General features: G+C 57.4%; 15 protein-coding genes. 10 read left to right on the forward strand and 5 right to left on the reverse strand.

The features are described from left to right. Positions 1-121: 121 nt before the first annotated feature. From HV832_RS08170 to HV832_RS08180, 3 genes are all read right to left on the reverse strand, one after another. Entirely contained in the window at positions 122-265 is a 144-nt protein-coding gene (locus tag HV832_RS08170) for a hypothetical protein (RefSeq protein ID WP_176803065.1), read from the reverse strand. 1 nt (position 266) lies between these two features. After that, complete coding sequence (locus tag HV832_RS08175; protein ID WP_176803066.1) at positions 267-1481, reverse strand: MFS transporter; 1215 nt, start codon at positions 1479-1481, stop codon at positions 267-269. Positions 1482-1572: 91 nt separating this feature from the next. Then, positions 1573-3045 (reverse strand): ATP-binding protein, encoded by a 1473-nt coding sequence (locus tag HV832_RS08180; protein WP_176803067.1) that lies wholly within the window; start codon positions 3043-3045, stop codon positions 1573-1575. Positions 3046-3294: 249 nt separating this feature from the next. On the opposite strand from HV832_RS08180, the gene HV832_RS08185 reads away from it, so the two are divergent. From HV832_RS08185 to HV832_RS08200, 4 genes are all read left to right on the forward strand, one after another. Beyond that, positions 3295-4803, forward strand: coding sequence for a DNA-3-methyladenine glycosylase 2 family protein (locus HV832_RS08185; protein WP_176803068.1), 1509 nt, complete (start codon positions 3295-3297; stop codon positions 4801-4803). Between the two features lie 6 nt (positions 4804-4809). After that, complete coding sequence (locus tag HV832_RS08190; protein ID WP_176803069.1) at positions 4810-5316, forward strand: methylated-DNA--[protein]-cysteine S-methyltransferase; 507 nt, start codon at positions 4810-4812, stop codon at positions 5314-5316. A 219-nt stretch (positions 5317-5535) separates the two neighbouring features. Beyond that, entirely contained in the window at positions 5536-6096 is a 561-nt protein-coding gene (locus tag HV832_RS08195; protein WP_176803070.1) for a phasin family protein, read from the forward strand. A 196-nt stretch (positions 6097-6292) separates the two neighbouring features. Further along, a complete protein-coding gene (locus tag HV832_RS08200) occupies positions 6293-7468 on the forward strand; it encodes an acetyl-CoA C-acetyltransferase (protein ID WP_176803071.1) in 1176 nt (391 codons plus the stop codon). A gap of 106 nt (positions 7469-7574) precedes the next feature. Here the strand turns inward: HV832_RS08200 and HV832_RS08205 are convergent, their stop codons facing one another. Further along, positions 7575-9110 carry a peptide MFS transporter gene (locus tag HV832_RS08205; protein ID WP_218131994.1) on the reverse strand — a complete coding sequence of 512 codons (1536 nt, stop codon included), beginning with the start codon at positions 9108-9110 and terminating at the stop codon, positions 7575-7577. A gap of 135 nt (positions 9111-9245) precedes the next feature. Between HV832_RS08205 and HV832_RS08210 the strand changes: the two genes are divergently transcribed. The 6 genes from HV832_RS08210 to HV832_RS08235 all read left to right on the forward strand — a co-directional run bounded on the left by HV832_RS08210 (position 9246) and on the right by HV832_RS08235 (position 15849). Beyond that, positions 9246-9401: a hypothetical protein gene (locus HV832_RS08210; RefSeq protein WP_176803072.1), complete on the forward strand. Its 156-nt coding sequence runs from the start codon at positions 9246-9248 to the stop codon at positions 9399-9401. Between the two features lie 111 nt (positions 9402-9512). After that, the gene (locus HV832_RS08215) at positions 9513-11999 is read left to right on the forward strand and encodes a S9 family peptidase (protein WP_223827178.1); all 2487 of its coding nucleotides are present in this window, start codon (positions 9513-9515) and stop codon (positions 11997-11999) included. A 153-nt stretch (positions 12000-12152) separates the two neighbouring features. Next, positions 12153-12602 (forward strand): ANTAR domain-containing response regulator, encoded by a 450-nt coding sequence (locus HV832_RS08220; RefSeq protein ID WP_176803074.1) that lies wholly within the window; start codon positions 12153-12155, stop codon positions 12600-12602. Between the two features lie 108 nt (positions 12603-12710). Then, a complete protein-coding gene (locus tag HV832_RS08225) occupies positions 12711-14081 on the forward strand; it encodes a sensor histidine kinase (RefSeq protein WP_223827179.1) in 1371 nt (456 codons plus the stop codon). A 33-nt stretch (positions 14082-14114) separates the two neighbouring features. Continuing rightward, on the forward strand, positions 14115-14870 hold the full coding sequence (locus HV832_RS08230) for a LytR/AlgR family response regulator transcription factor (RefSeq protein ID WP_176803076.1): 756 nt from the start codon (positions 14115-14117) through the stop codon (positions 14868-14870). A 109-nt stretch (positions 14871-14979) separates the two neighbouring features. Further along, positions 14980-15849 carry a DMT family transporter gene (locus HV832_RS08235; RefSeq protein ID WP_176803078.1) on the forward strand — a complete coding sequence of 290 codons (870 nt, stop codon included), beginning with the start codon at positions 14980-14982 and terminating at the stop codon, positions 15847-15849. A 222-nt stretch (positions 15850-16071) separates the two neighbouring features. On the opposite strand, the gene HV832_RS08240 is transcribed toward HV832_RS08235, so the two are convergent. Then, complete coding sequence (locus tag HV832_RS08240; RefSeq protein WP_223827180.1) at positions 16072-18051, reverse strand: CocE/NonD family hydrolase; 1980 nt, start codon at positions 18049-18051, stop codon at positions 16072-16074. Positions 18052-18231: the final 180 nt, after the last annotated feature.

Raw genomic sequence — 18231 nt, forward strand, 5'->3', positions numbered from 1 at the left:
ATTTTATGAAAAAAATTTTTCATAAAATATCGATGATTTACCACATTGTTATTGGATATACCGCTTATTCCAGTTTATCCGGCAGCAGATAGCGCGGTCAGCCGCCAGCCCAGTGCTGCCATCAGCACAGCACAAAACGGTTGGCGAGATCGAGGATGAAAGCCGGTTGCCGGTAGGCCAGGAACGTGATGATCAGCACTGCAGCCAGCAGTACCAGCAGCAGTGCGGATCGGAGTTTCTGGCGCAATGGTTGCAATGCTTGCATATCAGGCTGCCAGCGCCGGCTTGCGCGTGATTGGGTTCTCATTGATCGGCAGATTGATCAGCGCAGCAAAAATACCGAGCGCCAGCGTAATGCCCCAGACGAAATCATAGTTGCCCATGCGGGTATAGATGTAGCCGCCCAGCCATACACCGAGAAAGCTGCCGACCTGATGTGAGAAAAAAACGAAACCGGACAGCATCGACAGGTATTTGAGACCAAAGATGCCGGCAATCACGCCATTGGTCAGCGGTACGGTAGAGAGCCACAACACGCCCATGGCAGCGGCAAACACATAGACCGAATACGATGACAGCGGTGCCAGCAAGAACAGGCCGATCACTACGCTGCGGCTGATATAGATCGATGACAGCAGATAACGTTTCGGCAGCAGGCCACCGAGTTTGCCTGCATAGTAAGAGCCGAAAATATTGAACAGGCCGATCAGCGCCAGCGCAGACACTGCTACGTTCGGGTCCATGATGCCTTTGTCTTTCAGGTAGGCCGGCATGTGAACGCCGATGAACACCACCTGGAATCCGCACACAAAATAGCCGGCAACCAGCAACAGGAAAGACCGGTGGGAAAAGGCTTCGTGAATAGCCTCGCGGATGCTTTGATGGGGGCCGTGATGATGGGTGATGTCCGGTTCGCGCAGCTTCCATGCCATCGGCAGTATGACCAGTAACAGCAATGCCGCCAGCAGATAAAACGCCGTTTGCCAGCCAGAATGTGAAATCAGCTGCTGCTCCACCGGCATCATGACAAATTGTCCGAACGAGCTGGCTGCAGAAGAAATGCCGAATGCCCAGGAACGTTTGTCCGCCGGTGCGGTGCGGCCGATAATGCCGCTGACTGCGCCAAATGCAGTACAGGCCAGCGCAGCGCCGAGCAGAACGCCGGAACCGATGACAAACAATAGCGGATCGTTAATCAGTGCCATCCAGAGCAAACCCGCTGCATACATGATGGCGCCAAAAATCACGATGCGGCTGGTGCCGAATTTATCAACGGCAATGCCGGCAAAAGGTCCGAACGCGCCCCACAGCAGATTTTGCAGCGCCTGTGCCATGGAATAGGTTTCGCGGGTCCAGCCGTGCGCCTGGGAAATCGGCTGCAGCCAGAAACCGAAACCGTGCCGTACTCCCATGGCCAGTGTCAGCACCAGACCGCTGGCAATTAAGACGGTTTTCAGATCGGGGGCTTGTCTGGCGGTCATGACGGTCTGCTTTCTGTCAGAGACGGTGTAGGGTAGCGGGAGCTTATTATTGTAATAGATGGGGGGAGAGTCTGCCGGAGGTGGCAAAACCTCAGATTTCCTGTGGCAGGTGCAGCGGCAGCACCAGTGTAAAACTGGTTCCGTGGCCGGGGGTGCTTTGCACGGTAATGCTGCCCTGCATGATGCTGGTGACCAGGTTATGCACGATACTGAGTCCAAGGCCGCTGCCGCCCTGACCGAGTTTCGTGGTGAAGAAGGGATCAAAAATCCGGCGCAGATGATCTCCCGGTATACCGCATCCATCGTCCGCAAACAGGATCGTGACCTCGCCGGCGCCGCTCTGGCAGGCCTGCAACCGCATCTGCCCTGAGCTGCGGCCTTCAAAGGCGTGCAGCAAGGCATTGTGAATCAGATTTGTGATGATCTGGCCGTAAGGGCCGGGATAGCTGTCGAGCGTGATTTGCGGCGGTATATCCAGCACGATATGGTGTCCCTGTTTTTGAATCTGGTTTTGCACCGTGCGCAGGATTTCTGTGCTGGTTTGTAACAGATTGAACGAGCGCCGCTGCTGACTGGCCTGATCGGCGGATACCTGTTTGAAACTGCTGACCAGTTCGCTGGCGTTCATCAGATTGCGTAACAATAATTCCTGCGCATCGGCCAGCATGTCTAAAAAATTCTCCAGTCCGGAACGCCGCAACTGATTAGCATTGAAGATTTTCGTCAGTTCCTGGGTTTCTTCCTGCAGTGTGCTGGCGGTCAGCAGGCTGTTGCCGATCGGCGTATTAAGCTCATGGGCGACGCCGGCTACCAGCGCGCCGAGTGCCGCGAGCCGTTCCTGTGACACCAGAATCTGCTGTGCCTGTGCCAGTTGTTGATAGGTATCGGCATTGTCAATGGCGATCGCCGTGTAGGCGGCCAGAGTTTTAGCCATGTCCAGATGCATTTCCTGAAACGCATTGGCGTGCATGCACTGAATCGCGATCAGGCCGGTGGTTTTCCCCTTCAGCACCATCGGTACATAAATGTGCGAGGTCGGCAGGACTTCGTGCATGCCTTCCGGATAAGCTTCAAAAACGGTGAGCTTGCGCAAACCGTCGGGACCGATATAGCGTGCATATTCCCGGTGAATATCGTTGATGAAAACTTCTTTCTGATGCTGTATGCACCAGACGGACAATAAGTCCGTGTCGTTGGCATCGCGCACGTAGGGCAGCATGCGCCGTCCGCGCAGGAGATTGCAGGGGAATTCGATCAGAGATTTTTCCGGGCGGTACAGGCCGACGGCAAACACTTCGGCGCCGATCAGCTCATGCACATGCCGGTACACGATGTTCATGATGGTATCGCGGTCCAGGCTGGATGTGATTTCCCTGCCGATTTCACTCAAGCGGTGAATGGTGTTGTGCGCCCGCTCCAGTTCGCGCAAGGCTTCTGCCGGTGGCAGTGCCGTGGGCGCTTTACCAACCCTGATCGCATATTGCCTGAACAAATGCAGTGCCAGCTCCGGATGGCGGCTGGCGATCCGGTTAATTCTTTGCAAAGTGTGCGACACATTCTTCACGGTGGCAGCTTTACTTGTTTGTCCGAAAATGGCTAGAGCAAATGCGTTGGGGCGCGTATAAAGAGAACTGAAAAAATCACTGCGAAAGCAATCATGTCGGCAACAGTGACAACAACATGATGAGTAGTTATGACCGGAGCCGTATTGATCCATAGTAAAACAGATTGTCGACGGATAACCAGTCCATTCAACGATCATTGACATGAAAGATATTTGTCCGGCTATTGCAGCCAGGCATGACTGAGCAAAATGAAAACTTCTGCTTCACACCTGCCGTTCTCTGATAGTGCCAGATCCGGCGATGAGGCCGGGCGTCAGCACTATTACCGGGCACTGACAGCGAAAGACAGTCGCTTTGACGGCGTGTTTTTTACCGGCGTCAGCACGACCGGGATTTACTGCCGCCCGATCTGCACGGTTAAAACCCCGCGCCTCAGTTCTTGTACCTTTTTTAAGTCCGCCGCGGCCGCCGAAGCTGCCGGTTACCGGCCCTGTCTGCGCTGCCGTCCCGAGCTGGCACCATATGCTTTGCAGCAGAATCTGGCGCATGCAATCTGGCGTCAGATTGCGGCAGGTGCATTGAATGAGGACGGGCTGGAATCTTTTTCCGCCCGCATCGGCCTGTCGTCCCGTCAGGTGCGGCGGGTGCTGCTGCAGGAATTCGGGGTGAGTCCGGTTGAGCTGGCGCAGACCCAGCGTTTGCTGTTTGCCAAGAAACTGCTGCAGGAAACCCGGCTGGGTATGGCGGAGCTGGCGTTTGCCGCCGGCTTTGGCAGCGTGCGGCGTTTTAATGCGCTGTTCCAGAGCCGCTATCAACTGGCGCCGGGGGAAATCCGGCGCGCTGCAGGACAACGCGGTGACGGCATCCTGTTGCGTCTGGCATACCGCCCGCCGTACGACTGGGAAGCCGTTGCCGCTTATCTGCAAGGCAGAGCAATGCCGGGGCTGGAGTGCGTGACCGGTCAGGGCGGACAGCGCAGTTACGTCCGCAGCGTCCGGCTCGATGGCCATGAGGGCTGGTTGCAGGTCAGCCATTGTCCGGAAAAAAATCAGCTCCAGTTGCAGGTGGCGCCGGAACTCACGCCGGTGCTGATGCCTCTGCTGGCCAGGGTTCGCCAGCAATTTGATCTTGAGGCGAATCCGTCGGTGATCTGCCAGCATCTGACAGCCGACAGCCTGCTGGCACCGGTGGTACAACGTTATCCCGGGTTGCGGGTGCCGGGCGCATTTGACAGTTTTGAGCTGGCGATCCGGGCCGTGCTCGGTCAGCAGGTCAGCGTCGCTGGTGCTACCACAGTGGCCGGGCGGCTGGTGCAGCGTTTCGGCACGCCCTGCACGACGCCGTTTCCCGCCATTACGCACCACTTCCCGGAGCCGGCGACGCTGGCGGCATTACCGCCCGAAGTACTGGCCGGTATCGGCATTCCGGGGGCGCGTGCCGCCAGTTTGCAGCAGGTCGCCCGGTTTGCGCTGGATGGTGGTTTTGAGCTGGCGCCAGGCAGCACGCTGGAACAGGTGCTGGCGAAACTGAAAGCTATCCGCGGTGTCGGCGAATGGACGGCGCAGTACATCGCCATGCGGGCATTGCGTTTTCCGGACGCATTTCCGGCGGGTGACCTGGGCTTGCAAAAAACGGCAGCGGCATTGCATCCCGGTCATCCTCGCTGTACCGAAAAGCAGCTGCTGGCGCGGGCCAGCGACTGGTCGCCATGGCGTTCCTATGCCGCACTGTGGCTGTGGCAATCTCTTTCTATGTAGGTGACTATGATGAAATATATGCAATGGATGAGTCCCTTAGGACAACTTTACCTCGCTGCCAGCGAACGCGGACTGGCCGGCGTGTATTTTGAACGGCACCGGCATTTCAAAGGTCTGCAGGACTGGCAGCAGACGACGGGGGATGCCCTGTTGCTGGATACGGCAGCGCAGTTGCAGGATTATTTTGCCGGCAGCCTGCAGGAATTCACGATTCCACTCGATTTATCGGCGGGCACGGTGTTTCAGCAGGCAGTCTGGCACGAGCTGCTGCGTATTCCCTATGGCCGGACCTGCAGTTATGGCGAACTGGCCAGCGCGCTCGGCAAGCCACAGGCAGTGCGGGCAGTCGGGGCGGCGAATGGCAGGAATCCGGTCTCGGTTATCGTGCCTTGTCACCGTGTGATCGCTGCCAGCGGTGCATTGACCGGTTATGCCGGCGGCTTAAAAAATAAGCAGGCATTGCTCAAATTAGAGGCAGAAAAAGAAGATTTTTCAGAAAATTTACTGACCTGAAAAAATGCTCTGAGTCATCCGGAAAGCCGCATGAATAAAGGCTTGTTGTACTAATGAAAAGCCGGTGTCGGGAAATTATTTTAAAATATTTTGCTGCAATGCACAAAAAGTGCTTGACCGATACAAAAAGACGTGTAGAATCGTGATTGTTGCGGTGCACCATAAGTTGAAATCATGGAAGGCGCTGCCAATTTTAACCCCCCACACCGGAGCATAGCCATGACAACGACACCTGAACAATTTATCGCCACCACCAAAGCCAACCTGGAAGCCCAGTTTGCCTCCCTGACTGCATTGAACAAAAAAGCATTCGAAGGCCTAGAGCAACTGGTTGCCCTGAACGTCAACGCAGCAAAAGCCAGTATCGAAGAAGGTACAGCCACTGCCAAGCAACTGCTGAGCGCAAAAGACCCACAGGAATTCTTCAACCTGAGCGCAGCACAGGTACAGCCAAGCGCAGAAAAGGCGCTGGCATACGGCCGTCATCTGGCAAGCATCACTTCCGCCACCCAGCAAGAATTCACCAAGGCAGTTGAAGCGCATATCGCTGAAACCAACTCCAAAGTGATCACGCTGATCGATGAAGTTACCAAGAACGCACCGGCAGGTTCCGAGCAGGCTGTGACCGCACTGAAAACCGTAGTCGGCAATATCAATGCCGGTTACGAGCAACTGTCCAAGACAAGCAAGCAAGCTGTGCAGACACTGGAAGAAAACCTGACCAAGGCCACTCAGCAATTTACACAGGCTGCTGAAAAGGCAACTGCCAAGAAGAAATAAGCCGGATCAATACACCGATCTGGTCTTGACCGAAAGCTCCCGTCTCCCCCGGGAGCTTTTTTTCGTCCGGAATTCCGGCGCGTCAGCAGACCAGGGTCAAGCTGGTGTAATCTTTGGCGGATATAGTCCAGGCTGGCGTTCCACATCAATTATTATTGCAATTACCGTGTCATTTGATAAAAACAGGAGAATGAATATGCAAGACGTCGTTATCGTAGCTGCCGGCCGCACTGCCGTCGGTAAATTTGGTGGCTCACTGGCAAAAATTCCGGCATCCGAATTGGGCGCCATCGTCATCAAAGGATTGCTGGCGAAAACCGGCCTCTCCGGCGACCTGATCAATGAAGTCTTGCTCGGTCAGGTGCTGACTGCGGGTGTCGGGCAGAATGCTGCCCGCCAGGCGGTGATCAAAGCCGGTTTGCCGGACATGGTGCCTGCCATGACGATTAACAAAGTCTGCGGCAGCGGCCTGAAAGCCACCCATCTGGCGGCACAGGCCATCAAGGCTGGCGACGCCGACATCATCATTGCCGGTGGTCAGGAAAATATGAGCGCTTCGCCACACGTGCTGAACGGCTCGCGCGACGGCTTCCGTATGGGCGACACCAAGCTGGTTGATACCATGATCGTGGACGGTCTGTGGGATGTGTACAACCAGTACCACATGGGCATTACCGCTGAAAACGTCGCCAAAAAGTACAGCATCAGCCGGGAAGAGCAGGATTTATTTGCGCTGGCTTCGCAAAACAAGGCGGAAGCCGCGCAAAAGGCCGGCAAGTTCAAGGACGAAATCATTCCGGTCGAGCTGGTATCCAAAAAAGGCACAACCGTGTTTGATACCGACGAATTCATCAAGCACGGCGCGACACTGGAATCGCTGGCTGGCCTGCGCCCGGCTTTCGATAAAAACGGTACTGTTACCGCCGGTAATGCTTCCGGCCTGAACGACGGCGCTGCAGCCGTGATCATGATGTCTGCCAAAAAAGCTGCAGAACTCGGTCTGCCAGTGCTGGCGCGCATCAAGGCCTATTCTTCTGCCGGTATCGATCCGACCATCATGGGCATGGGACCTGTTCCTGCAGCGCAGTTGTGTCTGAAAAAAGCAGGCTGGACGCATCAGGAAATCGATCTGATGGAAATTAACGAAGCGTTTGCTGCGCAAGCGATCGGTGTGAACAAGGAAATGGGTTGGGACACCAGCAAGATCAATGTGAACGGCGGTGCGATTGCGATTGGTCATCCGATCGGCGCATCCGGTTGCCGTATTCTGGTCAGCCTGATCCACGAAATGATCCGTCGCGATGCCAAGAAAGGTCTCGCCAGCCTGTGTATCGGCGGCGGCATGGGCGTCGCGCTGGCGATTGAGCGTTGATGTCAGCCTGCATTCAGCAGGCGCTTGATTTCGGGATTTCCCCAATAAAAAACCCGCCACGGATAATGGCGGGTTTTTTTAACAGACGTATCCGTCACGGTGAATCTTAGTGGATGCCATGCATTTTCTTCGCCATCCATTTGTTCAACAGCATCATCACAATCCCTGCTGTGATCGGGATGACCGTAAAGATCAGGAAGAAGGTGGACAGCGAATAGGCTTCCGAGATTTTATCGATATAGCTACCGCTCAGACCGGCGAGTTTATTAGCGATCGCCGTGTTCAGGAACCAGACGCCGAACATCAGGCCCAGCAGGCGCGGCGGTGCCAGCTTACTGATGTATGACAAGCCGACCGGCGACAGGCACAGCTCGCCCATGGTGTGGAAGAAGTAAGCCAGGATCAGAAAAATCATGCTGACTGACGCGGTTTTGGCACCCGCCGGAATACCGGCAGCACCGTAAGACAGCGCTGCAAAACCCAGACCCAGCAGAACCAGGCCGGTGCCGAACTTGACCGGGCCACTCGGGCTCCAGTATTTGTCCCACATTTTCGAGAACATCGGCGCCAGAATCACCAGGAAGAACGAGTTCAGCACGCCGAACCAGGTCGCGGGTACGTTCGATTGCGACAGTGAGAATTCACGGTCCAGCATCCACAGCACCAGCGCCCAGATTAGCCCCAGGCAAACCACCAGCAGCAGATTGGACAGCGGATAGCGTTTGGCCGTGCCGGAGGCCAGTTTCACCAGCAGCCAGCTCAGGATCATGGTTGGAATTACCGTCATCAGGCTGTTGATGATTTTGAAGGTCATGCCCGCCGTGCCGACCAGCGTGCGGTCAGTATAGTCTGCGGCAAAGATTGTCATTGAGCCGCCAGCCTGTTCAAACGCAAACCAGAAGAAAATCGTGAAGAAAGAAAATACGGCAATTGCTTTGATGCGATCAGCTACGATGTGTGCTTCGGGCTCCGGTTCAGCCGGTGCCGCCACCTGCGCGGTTTGTTGCGCGCGGGATAAGCCGATATTGCCGAAAATACCCTGGCCCAGATAGAACTGGATCGCACCCAGAATCATGAATGCCCCGGCCAGACCGAAGCCATAGGACCAGGAGATTTTTTCACCGATATAGCCGCACAACAAAATGCCGAAAAACGCACCGGAATTCACGCCCATATAGAACAGGGTGTAGCCAGAATCCCGCGCATGCTCATTGTCCTTGTTATACAGCTGGCCGACGATGGCGGAAATATTCGGTTTGAACAGACCGGTGCCTGCCACGACCAGCGACAGACCGGTATAAAACATGGTTGGCGTATCAAACAGCAGCGAAGCATGGCCAGCCGCGATGATGAAGCCGCCGAGTACGACTGAACGGCGACTGCCGAGGAAGCGGTCAGCGATATAGCCGCCGAGGATCGGGGTCAGATAGACCAGACCGGTGTACCAGCCGTACAGCGAGGTGGCATCAGCGCGGGTCCAGCCCCAGCCGCCTTTGGCGGTTTCCGTGACCAGGAACAGCACCAGCAGCGCGCGCATCCCGTAGTAAGAAAAACGTTCCCACATTTCTGTGAAGAACAGGACGAATAAGCTGTCGGGGTGCCCTAAGATAGTGTGCGTCCCGTTGTTTTGAATTGTGTTCAAACTGCGCTCCGTTTTTGGTTTAATTAGATCATGACTCGTTAGCAAATATATTTTCAGTGCCAACGCCAGAATGGTGTGAATTGAGTCAATTCGGCGCGTAGCTTACCACGATGAAAAACTCATAAAGAAAGACATATGCTGCGACGCAGCAAAATGTATGCCAGGAGTGCTGGAATCAAGCGTCATCAGGACTTTGAAGCCAGTTTGCCCTGCAACCGGACTGTTGTATGGTGTGCACGGTCAGCCGGAAAAACCGGCAAACCGGACGGCTACCTGAGCGATGCGGTCTGACTGAAAGATTTTGGTGCAGCCAGGTACGGTGCTATGCTTTGCTCTGAGCGGCAGGGGACTGCCACGCGATATGATTCAAATTTCCATCATTTTCATTTTCCGGAGATGCATTTGCTGTTAACCCGAAAAACGCCTGTGCTGCTGATGACAGCGCTGGCACTGTTCGCCGTTTCGCCAGTCTCCAGCCTGGCGACCAATGCCGCCGGCACTGCACAGACGGTGGAGCCCGGTGGATACCGGTTGCCGCCACCGGAATTGCAGGCGATTGTGGATGCGCCGCGCGGACCGCTATTCAAGCTGGGGCCACAGAAAAAAAATGCCCTGCTGATCAGTCTGCCAGGTTTGCCCGGGATTGCCGAAGTGGCGCAGCCCGAACTGCGGCTGGCCGGCCTGCGTATCAATCCACGTACCCGCGCTGCCAGCCAGTTTGATTTCGGTACCGGTTTAAGTCTGCTCGATATTCAGACCGGCCAGATGCGCGAAGTCAGCGGCCTGCCCGCCAGGGCGCGGATTGCCGAAACGCTGTGGTCGCCGGACGAACGCTGGGTCGCGTTCAGCCGCTGGACCGACGACGGCGTCGAATTATGGCTGTTGGATGTGCGCAGGGCGGCCGCGCGCCGCCTCATCACTGAGCGGCTGAATGCGGTTACCAGCGCCGGATTCAGCTGGTGCAGCGGTTCGGAACAGTTGTTTGTGCGTCTGGTGCCGTCGCGTCAGCAGCCGCTGCCGCCGGCAGCGCAGATTCCGGCAGGGCCGAACGCGCTGGAAAGTAAGGGCGGCCGGCTGACGCAGAACCGGACTTATCCCGATATGCTGAAAACGCCGGCGGATGCCGATCTGCTGGACTGGCAACTGCAGACCCAGCTGGCTTTGGTCAGTCTGCAGGGACAGGTACGCCGCACCGGTCCGGTGATGACGCTGAGCAAGGCGCAGGTGTCGCCCGATGGCAGGCTGATCCTAGCCACCCGGTTGCGCCGGCCGTATTCCACCACCTTGCCGATCGACCGGTTTGGTCAGCTGGTCGAGCTGTGGAGCGATACCGGGAAAAAAATCAGAACTGTGGCAGAACGACCCATGCGTGAGCGTCTCCCGGCCGGGAATGATGCTGTCCAGGCCGGACCGCGTGATTTTGGCTGGCGGCATGACAAGCCGGCGACGCTTTATTGGCTGGAAGCGCAGGCGGGTGGCGACCCGGAGGTGCATGCTCGGGTGCATGACGTGATTTTCCAGCAGGCCGCGCCGTTCGACAGTCCACCGCAAAAACTCATGGAACTGGCCTGGCGCTTTGGCAGCATCCAGTGGGGCAGCGATCAGCTGGCGCTGGTGACGGAAAACTGGTGGAAGTCGCGCGATACCCGCACCTGGCGTATCCGTCCCGGTGTGCCGGATGCCAAGCCGGAATTGCTGTTCAGCCGCAAATCGGAAGACCAGTATGCGCATCCCGGCAATCCGGTGATGCAGGTCAATGCCGCCGGGCGTTCCGTGTTGCGGACCAGTCCCGATGAGAGGGCGATTTTCCTGACCGGTGCCGGCGCCAGTCCGGAAGGCGACCGGCCGTTTCTGGACCGTTATGACCTGAGCACGAAACAGGCGATACGGCTGTTCCGTTCCCAGGCGCCGTATTACGAAGAAGTGATTGCCGTACTCAACGACAAGGGTAGCAGCGTGATCACCAGCCGCGAATCGAATGAGGAGCGGCCGAATTTTTATGTGCGCGATCTGGCTGGCGGCGAAGCGCCGCGTGCGCTGACCCAGTTTGCGCATCCGTTGCCGCAGTTGCGCGGCGTGAAAAAGCAGCAGATCCGCTACGAGCGGGAAGACGGAGTGGATCTGAGCGCCACCCTGTATCTGCCGCCCGGCTATGATCCGAAACGGGACGGCCCGCGTCCGGTGCTGATGTGGGCATATCCGCGTGAATTCAAGACCGCCGAAGCCGCCGGGCAGGTAGCCGGCTCGCCGTACCGGTTCAATCGGATTTCCTACAACGGGCCGCAGGTGATGCTGGCGCGCGGCTATGTGGTGCTGGATGGCCCGACGATGCCGATCATCGGCGAGGGCAAAAAAGAGCCGAATGACACGTATCTGGAACAGCTGAAAATGAGCGCCGAGGCAGCGATCGAAGAAGTGGTGCGGCTCGGTGTGGCCGACCGCAACCGGATTGCGATCGGCGGCCACAGCTACGGCGCTTTCATGACCGCCAACCTGCTGACGCATACCCGCCTGTTCCGGGCCGGTATTGCACGTTCCGGCGCGTATAACCGCACCCTGACGCCGTTTGGTTTTCAGTCGGAAGACCGGAATTTCTGGCAGGCGCGCAAGACGTACCAGGACATATCGCCATTTAATTTTGCCAACCAGATTAAAGATCCGCTTCTGTTGATTCATGGCGAACAGGATAACAACAGCGGCACGTTTCCGATCCAGAGCGAACGCATGTATCAGGCACTGCAGGGGCTGGGCGCCGTCACACGGCTGGTGATGCTGCCCAACGAAAGTCACAGCTACCGCGCCCGCGAGTCGATCCTGCACATGCTGTGGGAGCAGGATCGCTGGCTGGATCTGTATGTGAAAAACGCCAAAGGTGAGGCGGGGAACTGAGGCTGCGCACCGTGCCTGCGGTCCGGATGCGGCAGATCAGGAAGTTTTGCCGGCAAAGAAAATTCTGGCAGGATGTTGCTTTCTTTGTCTTTTTTCACCTTTCCGGAAAATTTGCATTAAGATGCAAAAAGCTTTTCTTTCTACAGGTTTCTTATGCTCAAAGCGGTCATTCTGGATGCCAATGCCGTCGCCCGTAACCTGCTGACCTCGGTGTTGAACAACGGCGGGCATGAAGTGGTAGGCGACGCCAATCTGGCGCCCGCCAGTCTGGCGCGGGTGATCAAACTCAAACCGCAGATCATCTGCATTGACATCGGCGAGGCGAATGAGGAAGGCATGCTGCTGATCGACCAGCTGCGTGCAGACCTGCCGAAATCTCTGGTGTTCATGGTCTCGGCAACCATTGACGCGGCGACGTTGCAGGCAGCGCACCGGCGCGGTGTGCATGGGTTCATCGTCAAACCGTTCAATTCCGTTGCCGTGCTGGCGTCTATTCGCAACACCATCCTGCGCATCGCCCGCCAGCAAAAGGCGGCCACGCAGCTTGCCGTACCGGAATCAGAAGCGTCTTTACCGCCAGCCGGGCGTCAGTCCCATTCCTGACTGATCCGGTGAAAACAAGCGTTTATCCCCTGAAGCGCTGTTTCGTCGCGTCGCCCACCCGTTGCCGCTGATCGTTGCGTAGACTGAGCGCTTCTGAGGGAAATCATCATGACTGACAGCACTATTTCAGCGTCACACACATCGGAGCACGATCAGCCTTTACCGACGGAAGTGGCGGCAAAGAGCGAATTCTGGCTGACCCGCGCCCGCAACTATCCCGTATTTTCGCGAACCTGGTATCGCTACCGTGCGATTGCCTGGCTCGGCACCCTGGTTCCGGTGATGCTTTATTTGCTCTCGGTGCCTCTGGTGCGCGGCAGCGACTGGCGACCGATGTTTATTTCATGGGTGCCGCTGGCAATTGCTGGCACCAGTTTTCATCTGGTCGGGCCGGCATTGGCAGTCTGGGTCAGACAGCGCGCCTATCCTGAGAAGAAGGAATGGCACGGTCTGGTGTTGGCAATCGTGATGGGCATGATATTCAGCCTGGGCATATTTAGCCTGTCCCGCGAGCTGACCCAGAATATGCTGCATCAGCATGTCCCGGTATTGACTGCCTTGAAAATGAATAGCAGAGGTATTTCCATTGAAAAGCAGGGGGATATTTTTGCTGAGGAAACACAAACGCATGTGATCAGCGATGCCTTCCGCGATTTCTGGAAAGGATTTCAGGATGGCTATCACGGTCATGCGTCCAATGTGCCGGAAACGGCGCTACCGGATGATTTCTGGCAGGGATTCTATATTGGATTACTGATTTCAGGGCTCAGTATTTTTATTGGCGGCGGCTATGACTTATGGCTGTTCTCCAGACAGAGAAACATGCTCAAGGCAGCGAACAGTCAGCGTGAAGCCGAACGGGCGAAGGCGATCCAGCGCGAAGCCGAGCTGCGGCTGTCGGTGCTGGTGGCGCAGGTGGAGCCGCATTTTCTGTTCAATACGCTGGCTGGCGTGCGTTCCGCGATTGCGACCGAACCGGAACGGGCGGTCAGCATTGTCGATCATCTGGTGGATTATCTGCGCGCTACCATTCCACAGTTACGCGATGACGGCAGCTCGGTGCAGGCACGCCTGAAAAAACAGCTGGATGCGGCCAGGTCTTATCTGAGCCTGATGCAGGCCCGCATTCCGCGTCTGAGCTTCAGTGTCGAGAGCGATCTGGATGATGCTGCGGTGCCGCCGCTGATGCTGATCTCGCTGGTGGAAAACGCCGTCAAGCATGGTGTGGAACCCAAGGTCGGCGCGGCGCATATCCGCATCACGGCGCGCCGCAGCGTGGAGCAGGGCGCGCCGGTGCTGGAGCTGCGGGTCGAAGACGACGGCGTCGGTTTCGGCGGCAGCAGCAGCGGCAGCGGAATCGGGCTGGCAAATATCCACGAACGACTGGCTTCGATGTACGGTAACCGGGCTGCGCTGGTGTTAAAGGCGCGTCCGGCAGGCGGTGTCGCAGCGATCATCACACTGCCGCTGGAAGCATGAGTTCTGATACGAAGAAAATAAGGAGAACAAAGCATGATCACTGCCGTGATTGCAGAAGACGAAGATTTACCGCGCAAGGAACTGTGCCGCATGCTGGACGCGTTGTGGCCGGAGCTGCAAATTGTGGCGGAATGCGAACACGGCGCCGATGCGCTGGAGGCGATTCACCGGCATCAGCCCGATGTGGCGTTTCTCGATATCCGCATGCCGGGCATGTCGGGACTGGACGTGGCACATGCGGTCAAAGGCCGTTGTCATGCGGTGTTCACCACTGCCTACGACAGCTATGCGATGGATGCCTTTGCCGCCGGAGCGATTGATTATCTGCTGAAGCCGGTTGCCCAGCCGCGGCTGGCGGAAGCGATTGAACGGCTCAAGGCGCGGCTCGCCAGCAAACAGGCAGCGCCGGATATCAGTCAGTTGATGGCTGAGCTTGACAAGCGTATCCGCGGGCAGGCGGCAGAGCGCATCCGCTGGATCAGCGCGAGCGTCGGCGACACCATCAAGATGTTCCCGGTGGAGAAAATCCTGTTTTTCAGTTCGGATGAAAAATACACCCGCGTCGTCAGTGCGCAGGACGAAGCGCATGTCCGCAAGCCGCTGAAGGAGTTGCTGGACGGCCTCGATCACGATCAGTTCTGGCAGATCCATCGCGGCACCGTGGTGCGCGCCGACGCGATTGCACGCGCCCAGCGCGACGACATGGGGCGCTATATCGTAGAGCTGCATGGCAGTCCTGAAAAACTGCGCGTCAGTCAGGCATACGTCTGGCGTTTCAAACCGATGTAAAACCCCGCCGCCGGATAACCGGATTGCGGCATCACCTGTCCGGAAGCGGCCAGCGGTGATTCGGCTTCTTTGTTAAGCTGATGCCCGGTTTTCATTTTCAGGGGATGGTATGCGCGGTAGCGATCTGATGCGCCTGTTGGCGCTGGCGGCAATCTGGGGAGCATCATTTTTATTCATGCGGGTGGTAGCGCCGGTATTGGGCGCGTTGTGGACGGCAGAAATCCGCGTCACGCTGGCAACCCTGGCGCTGATGCTGTATATGCTGGCCAGCCGCAAACCCTTGCAGCCCGGACAGAACTGGCGCGCTTATCTGGTGCTGGGTACGGTCAATTCGGCGTTGCCGTTTGTGATGTATTCCTTTGCCGCGATTCATATGCCCGCCGGCTATTCCGCGATTGTGAATGCGACCAGTCCCTTGTGGGGAGCAGTGATGGGGGCGCTGTTCCTCGACGAGCGCTTCACCCCGCGTAAGGTGCTGGGCATGGCAGCTGGTGTGACGGGCGTTGCCCTGCTGGTGCGGCTGGGACCGGTGGAATTCAGCGGCACGCTGCTGCTGGCGGTGCTGGCCTGCGTCGGCGCCACGGTCTGCTACGCCTTGGCCGGGATTTACTCCAAAAAAGTGTCGGGCCAGATCAGTGCCATGCAGATGGCAACCGGCTCGCAGCTCGGGGCGGCAGCGGTATTAATGCCTTTCATGGCGCTGACACCGCTGCAGGCGGTGCCGCCCATGCCGGTCGTGCTGGCGGCAGCAGCGCTGGCACTGTTGTGCAGCGCAGTGGCATATCTGATTTATTTCCGGCTGATGAGCGATGTCGGGCCGACCAAGGCGCTGACCGTGACTTTCCTGATCCCGCTGTTTGCGCTGTTGTGGGGCTATCTGTTTCTGGGCGAAGCCATCACTCTCAGCACGCTGGCCGGCTGCGCAGGCGTGGTGCTGGCGACATGGCTGGTGGTGTATGCGCCGAAAAGCGCGGCCTGAGTATCATCTGAATCGCTTTTAATGGTGAATATACTCAGGGGGAGTATGTATAATCACCCCCTTGTTTTATGAAGGCGTCAGCCTGTTTTTGGCAGATACTCCCTCATCAGATAAAAAATGCCCGGACTGGCCGGGCAGGGTGGAGCAGAACAGCATAGTGCGGCGGGGCGCGTAAGGCACACCCACCGCATCAGCCGCTCCCCCCGGATTGCCGGGTGGTGATTACGGTGCCGCAGCGGCATCCGGTGACGGCAGCACCCGCACCTTCAGGGCGCTGGCCTGGCCGCTGCTGTGATACACACGTTGCGTCGCTTTCACGAAGTCGCTGTCTTTGGCCTCAAAAATATTCGGCACAAACGTCTGCGGATTCCGGTCGATGAACGGGAACCAGCTCGACTGCACCTGCACCATGATGCGGTGACCGCGCTGGAAGGTGTGGAATACATCGTTGATGGCAAACTGTACCGGCGTCACCGCACCTGGCACGAAGGCTGTGGGCTTGTCAAAACCTTCGCGGTAGCGCGCACGGAACGGTTCGCCGCGCACCAGCGTCTGCTGATTGCCGCGATTCACGCTGCCGTCTTTCAGATCCGGCGGATTGAGGTCAATCAGCTTCACTACGAAGTCGGCATCGGTGCCGCTGGTGCTGACGAACAGGCTGGCTTGCAGCGGCCCTGCCAGCGTCACATCCTTGTCCAGCACCTCGCTCTGCCAGCTCAGCACATCGGGCCGGCGGCTGGCAAAGCGCTGGTCGGCGGCGATGTATTCCTTGCTCCAGCGCGTCATGATCTCGGTGGTGTACGGCACCGGTTTTTGCGGATCGCTGATGTATTCATCAAATCCGCCGTCTTCACCGGCAGCCGGCGGCGTGAAGTTCAGGCGGCCGTTGGCATGAAAATACAGTGTCTGCTCGCGGCTGTCTTTCGGCGGCCAGCTGTCAAAGCTGCGCCAGCGGTTGGCGCCGGTTTCAAACATCCACGCTTCCGGCAGCACGGGTTGCTCGCCGTCTTTCAGGTAATGCCGGAAAAAAGCCAGCTCGACCGGCTGGTAATTTTTCACCGTCTTATAGCCGAAACCGGCATCGCCCACCCGGTCGCCATCGGTACGGGTCCAGCCGCCGTGCGTCCACGGGCCGACCACCAGCGTGTTACGGATGCCGGGGTTTTGCTTTTCAATAGCGCGGTAGGTTTGCAGCGGACCGTACAGGTCTTCGGTGTCATACCAGCCGCCCACGGTCAGCACGGCGGCCTTGATGTTTTTCAGATGCGGCAACAGGTTGCGGCTTTGCCAGAACTGGTCGTAATCCGGATGCGCGATGATATCGTTCCAGAACGGAATGCCGTTTTTAAAATGCAGCCGGTTCACGTTCGACAGTGGCCCCAGATCGAGGAAAAACTGATAACTATCCGGCGTGCCGAAAGGAAAATCTTTCCAGCCGCGCTGATCGGTCGGTTGCGGTCGCGGCTGGCCGAAATTGTAGAAAAATCCGAAGCCCATCTGCAGGTTGAACGCGCCGTTGCGATGCATGTCATCGCCGCGAAACCAGTCGGCAATCGGCGCCTGCGGCGATACCGCTTTCAGTGCCGGATGCGAATCAATCGCGCCGGCAGACGTGTAAAAACCGGGATAGGAAATGCCCCATTGCCCGACCTTGCCGTTGTTGTGCGGAATATGTTTGACCAGCCAGTCGATGCTGTCGTAAGTATCCGAGCTTTCATCAATATCGGCACTGGATTTCTTGACGTCGATATGGGGTCGCATGTTCACAAATTCGCCTTCCGACATATTGGTGCCGCGCACATCCTGAAACACGAAGATATAGCCTTCTTTTTCATATTCGGCTGTCGGGCCGAGCTGGGTTTTGTAATTGTCGGCGCCATATGGTGCGACCGAATACGGGGTACGCACCAGCAGCATCGGATAGGTTTTTCTGGCGCTGGCATCCAGCGGCATGTATACCGCAGTAAACAGGGTTTTGCCGTCCCGCACCGGAATGCGGTATTCAAATTTGCTGTAATGCTCGCGGATGAATTCGGCTCGCTGTTTGAGCGCACTGGTCAGATCGTCGCTGCTGTTTCCCTGGCCTTGCACGGCAATGCTGGCTGCAGTGGCGGTAGTAGCGTTTGCTGCACCGGCTTGTGCGGTGAGGCCGGTGGCGAACAGCGTTGCCAGCAGCAACGCCAGCATACTTGGTCTGATCATGGTATTCCCCGTATTGTGATGGATGTTGTGCGTACCGGGCCGGCTGCGGCGGTTGCGCTGCTGTCATCCGGCGACATGGACTGATACAGCTGGCTTGGGCAAGCACCGGCGCGATAAGTTCCGCTGCCAGCAGGGTACCGGTTTTGCGCCGGCATGGCGGCGTGTCTGAGGCCCGTCACA

The organism is Cognatundibacterium oligocarboniphilum, from assembly GCF_013377855.1.
GTDB lineage: Bacteria > Pseudomonadota > Gammaproteobacteria > Burkholderiales > Burkholderiaceae_D > Undibacterium > Undibacterium oligocarboniphilum.

What these genes read in the sequence shown, in the direction of transcription:
- HV832_RS08210 (WP_176803072.1), top strand. Translation starts at nt 9,246, where the DNA reads ATGCTGCGACGCAGCAAAATGTATGCCAGGAGTGCTGGAATCAAGCGT.
- HV832_RS08175 (WP_176803066.1), bottom strand. Translation starts at nt 1,481, where the DNA reads ATGACCGCCAGACAAGCCCCCGATCTGAAAACCGTCTTAATTGCCAGC.
- HV832_RS08190 (WP_176803069.1), top strand. Translation starts at nt 4,810, where the DNA reads ATGATGAAATATATGCAATGGATGAGTCCCTTAGGACAACTTTACCTC.
- HV832_RS08230 (WP_176803076.1), top strand. Translation starts at nt 14,115, where the DNA reads ATGATCACTGCCGTGATTGCAGAAGACGAAGATTTACCGCGCAAGGAA.
- HV832_RS08185 (WP_176803068.1), top strand. Translation starts at nt 3,295, where the DNA reads ATGAAAACTTCTGCTTCACACCTGCCGTTCTCTGATAGTGCCAGATCC.
- HV832_RS08240 (WP_223827180.1), bottom strand. Translation starts at nt 18,051, where the DNA reads ATGATCAGACCAAGTATGCTGGCGTTGCTGCTGGCAACGCTGTTCGCC.
- HV832_RS08195 (WP_176803070.1), top strand. Translation starts at nt 5,536, where the DNA reads ATGACAACGACACCTGAACAATTTATCGCCACCACCAAAGCCAACCTG.
- HV832_RS08220 (WP_176803074.1), top strand. Translation starts at nt 12,153, where the DNA reads ATGCTCAAAGCGGTCATTCTGGATGCCAATGCCGTCGCCCGTAACCTG.
- HV832_RS08235 (WP_176803078.1), top strand. Translation starts at nt 14,980, where the DNA reads ATGCGCGGTAGCGATCTGATGCGCCTGTTGGCGCTGGCGGCAATCTGG.
- HV832_RS08170 (WP_176803065.1), bottom strand. Translation starts at nt 265, where the DNA reads ATGCAAGCATTGCAACCATTGCGCCAGAAACTCCGATCCGCACTGCTG.
- HV832_RS08200 (WP_176803071.1), top strand. Translation starts at nt 6,293, where the DNA reads ATGCAAGACGTCGTTATCGTAGCTGCCGGCCGCACTGCCGTCGGTAAA.
- HV832_RS08225 (WP_223827179.1), top strand. Translation starts at nt 12,711, where the DNA reads ATGACTGACAGCACTATTTCAGCGTCACACACATCGGAGCACGATCAG.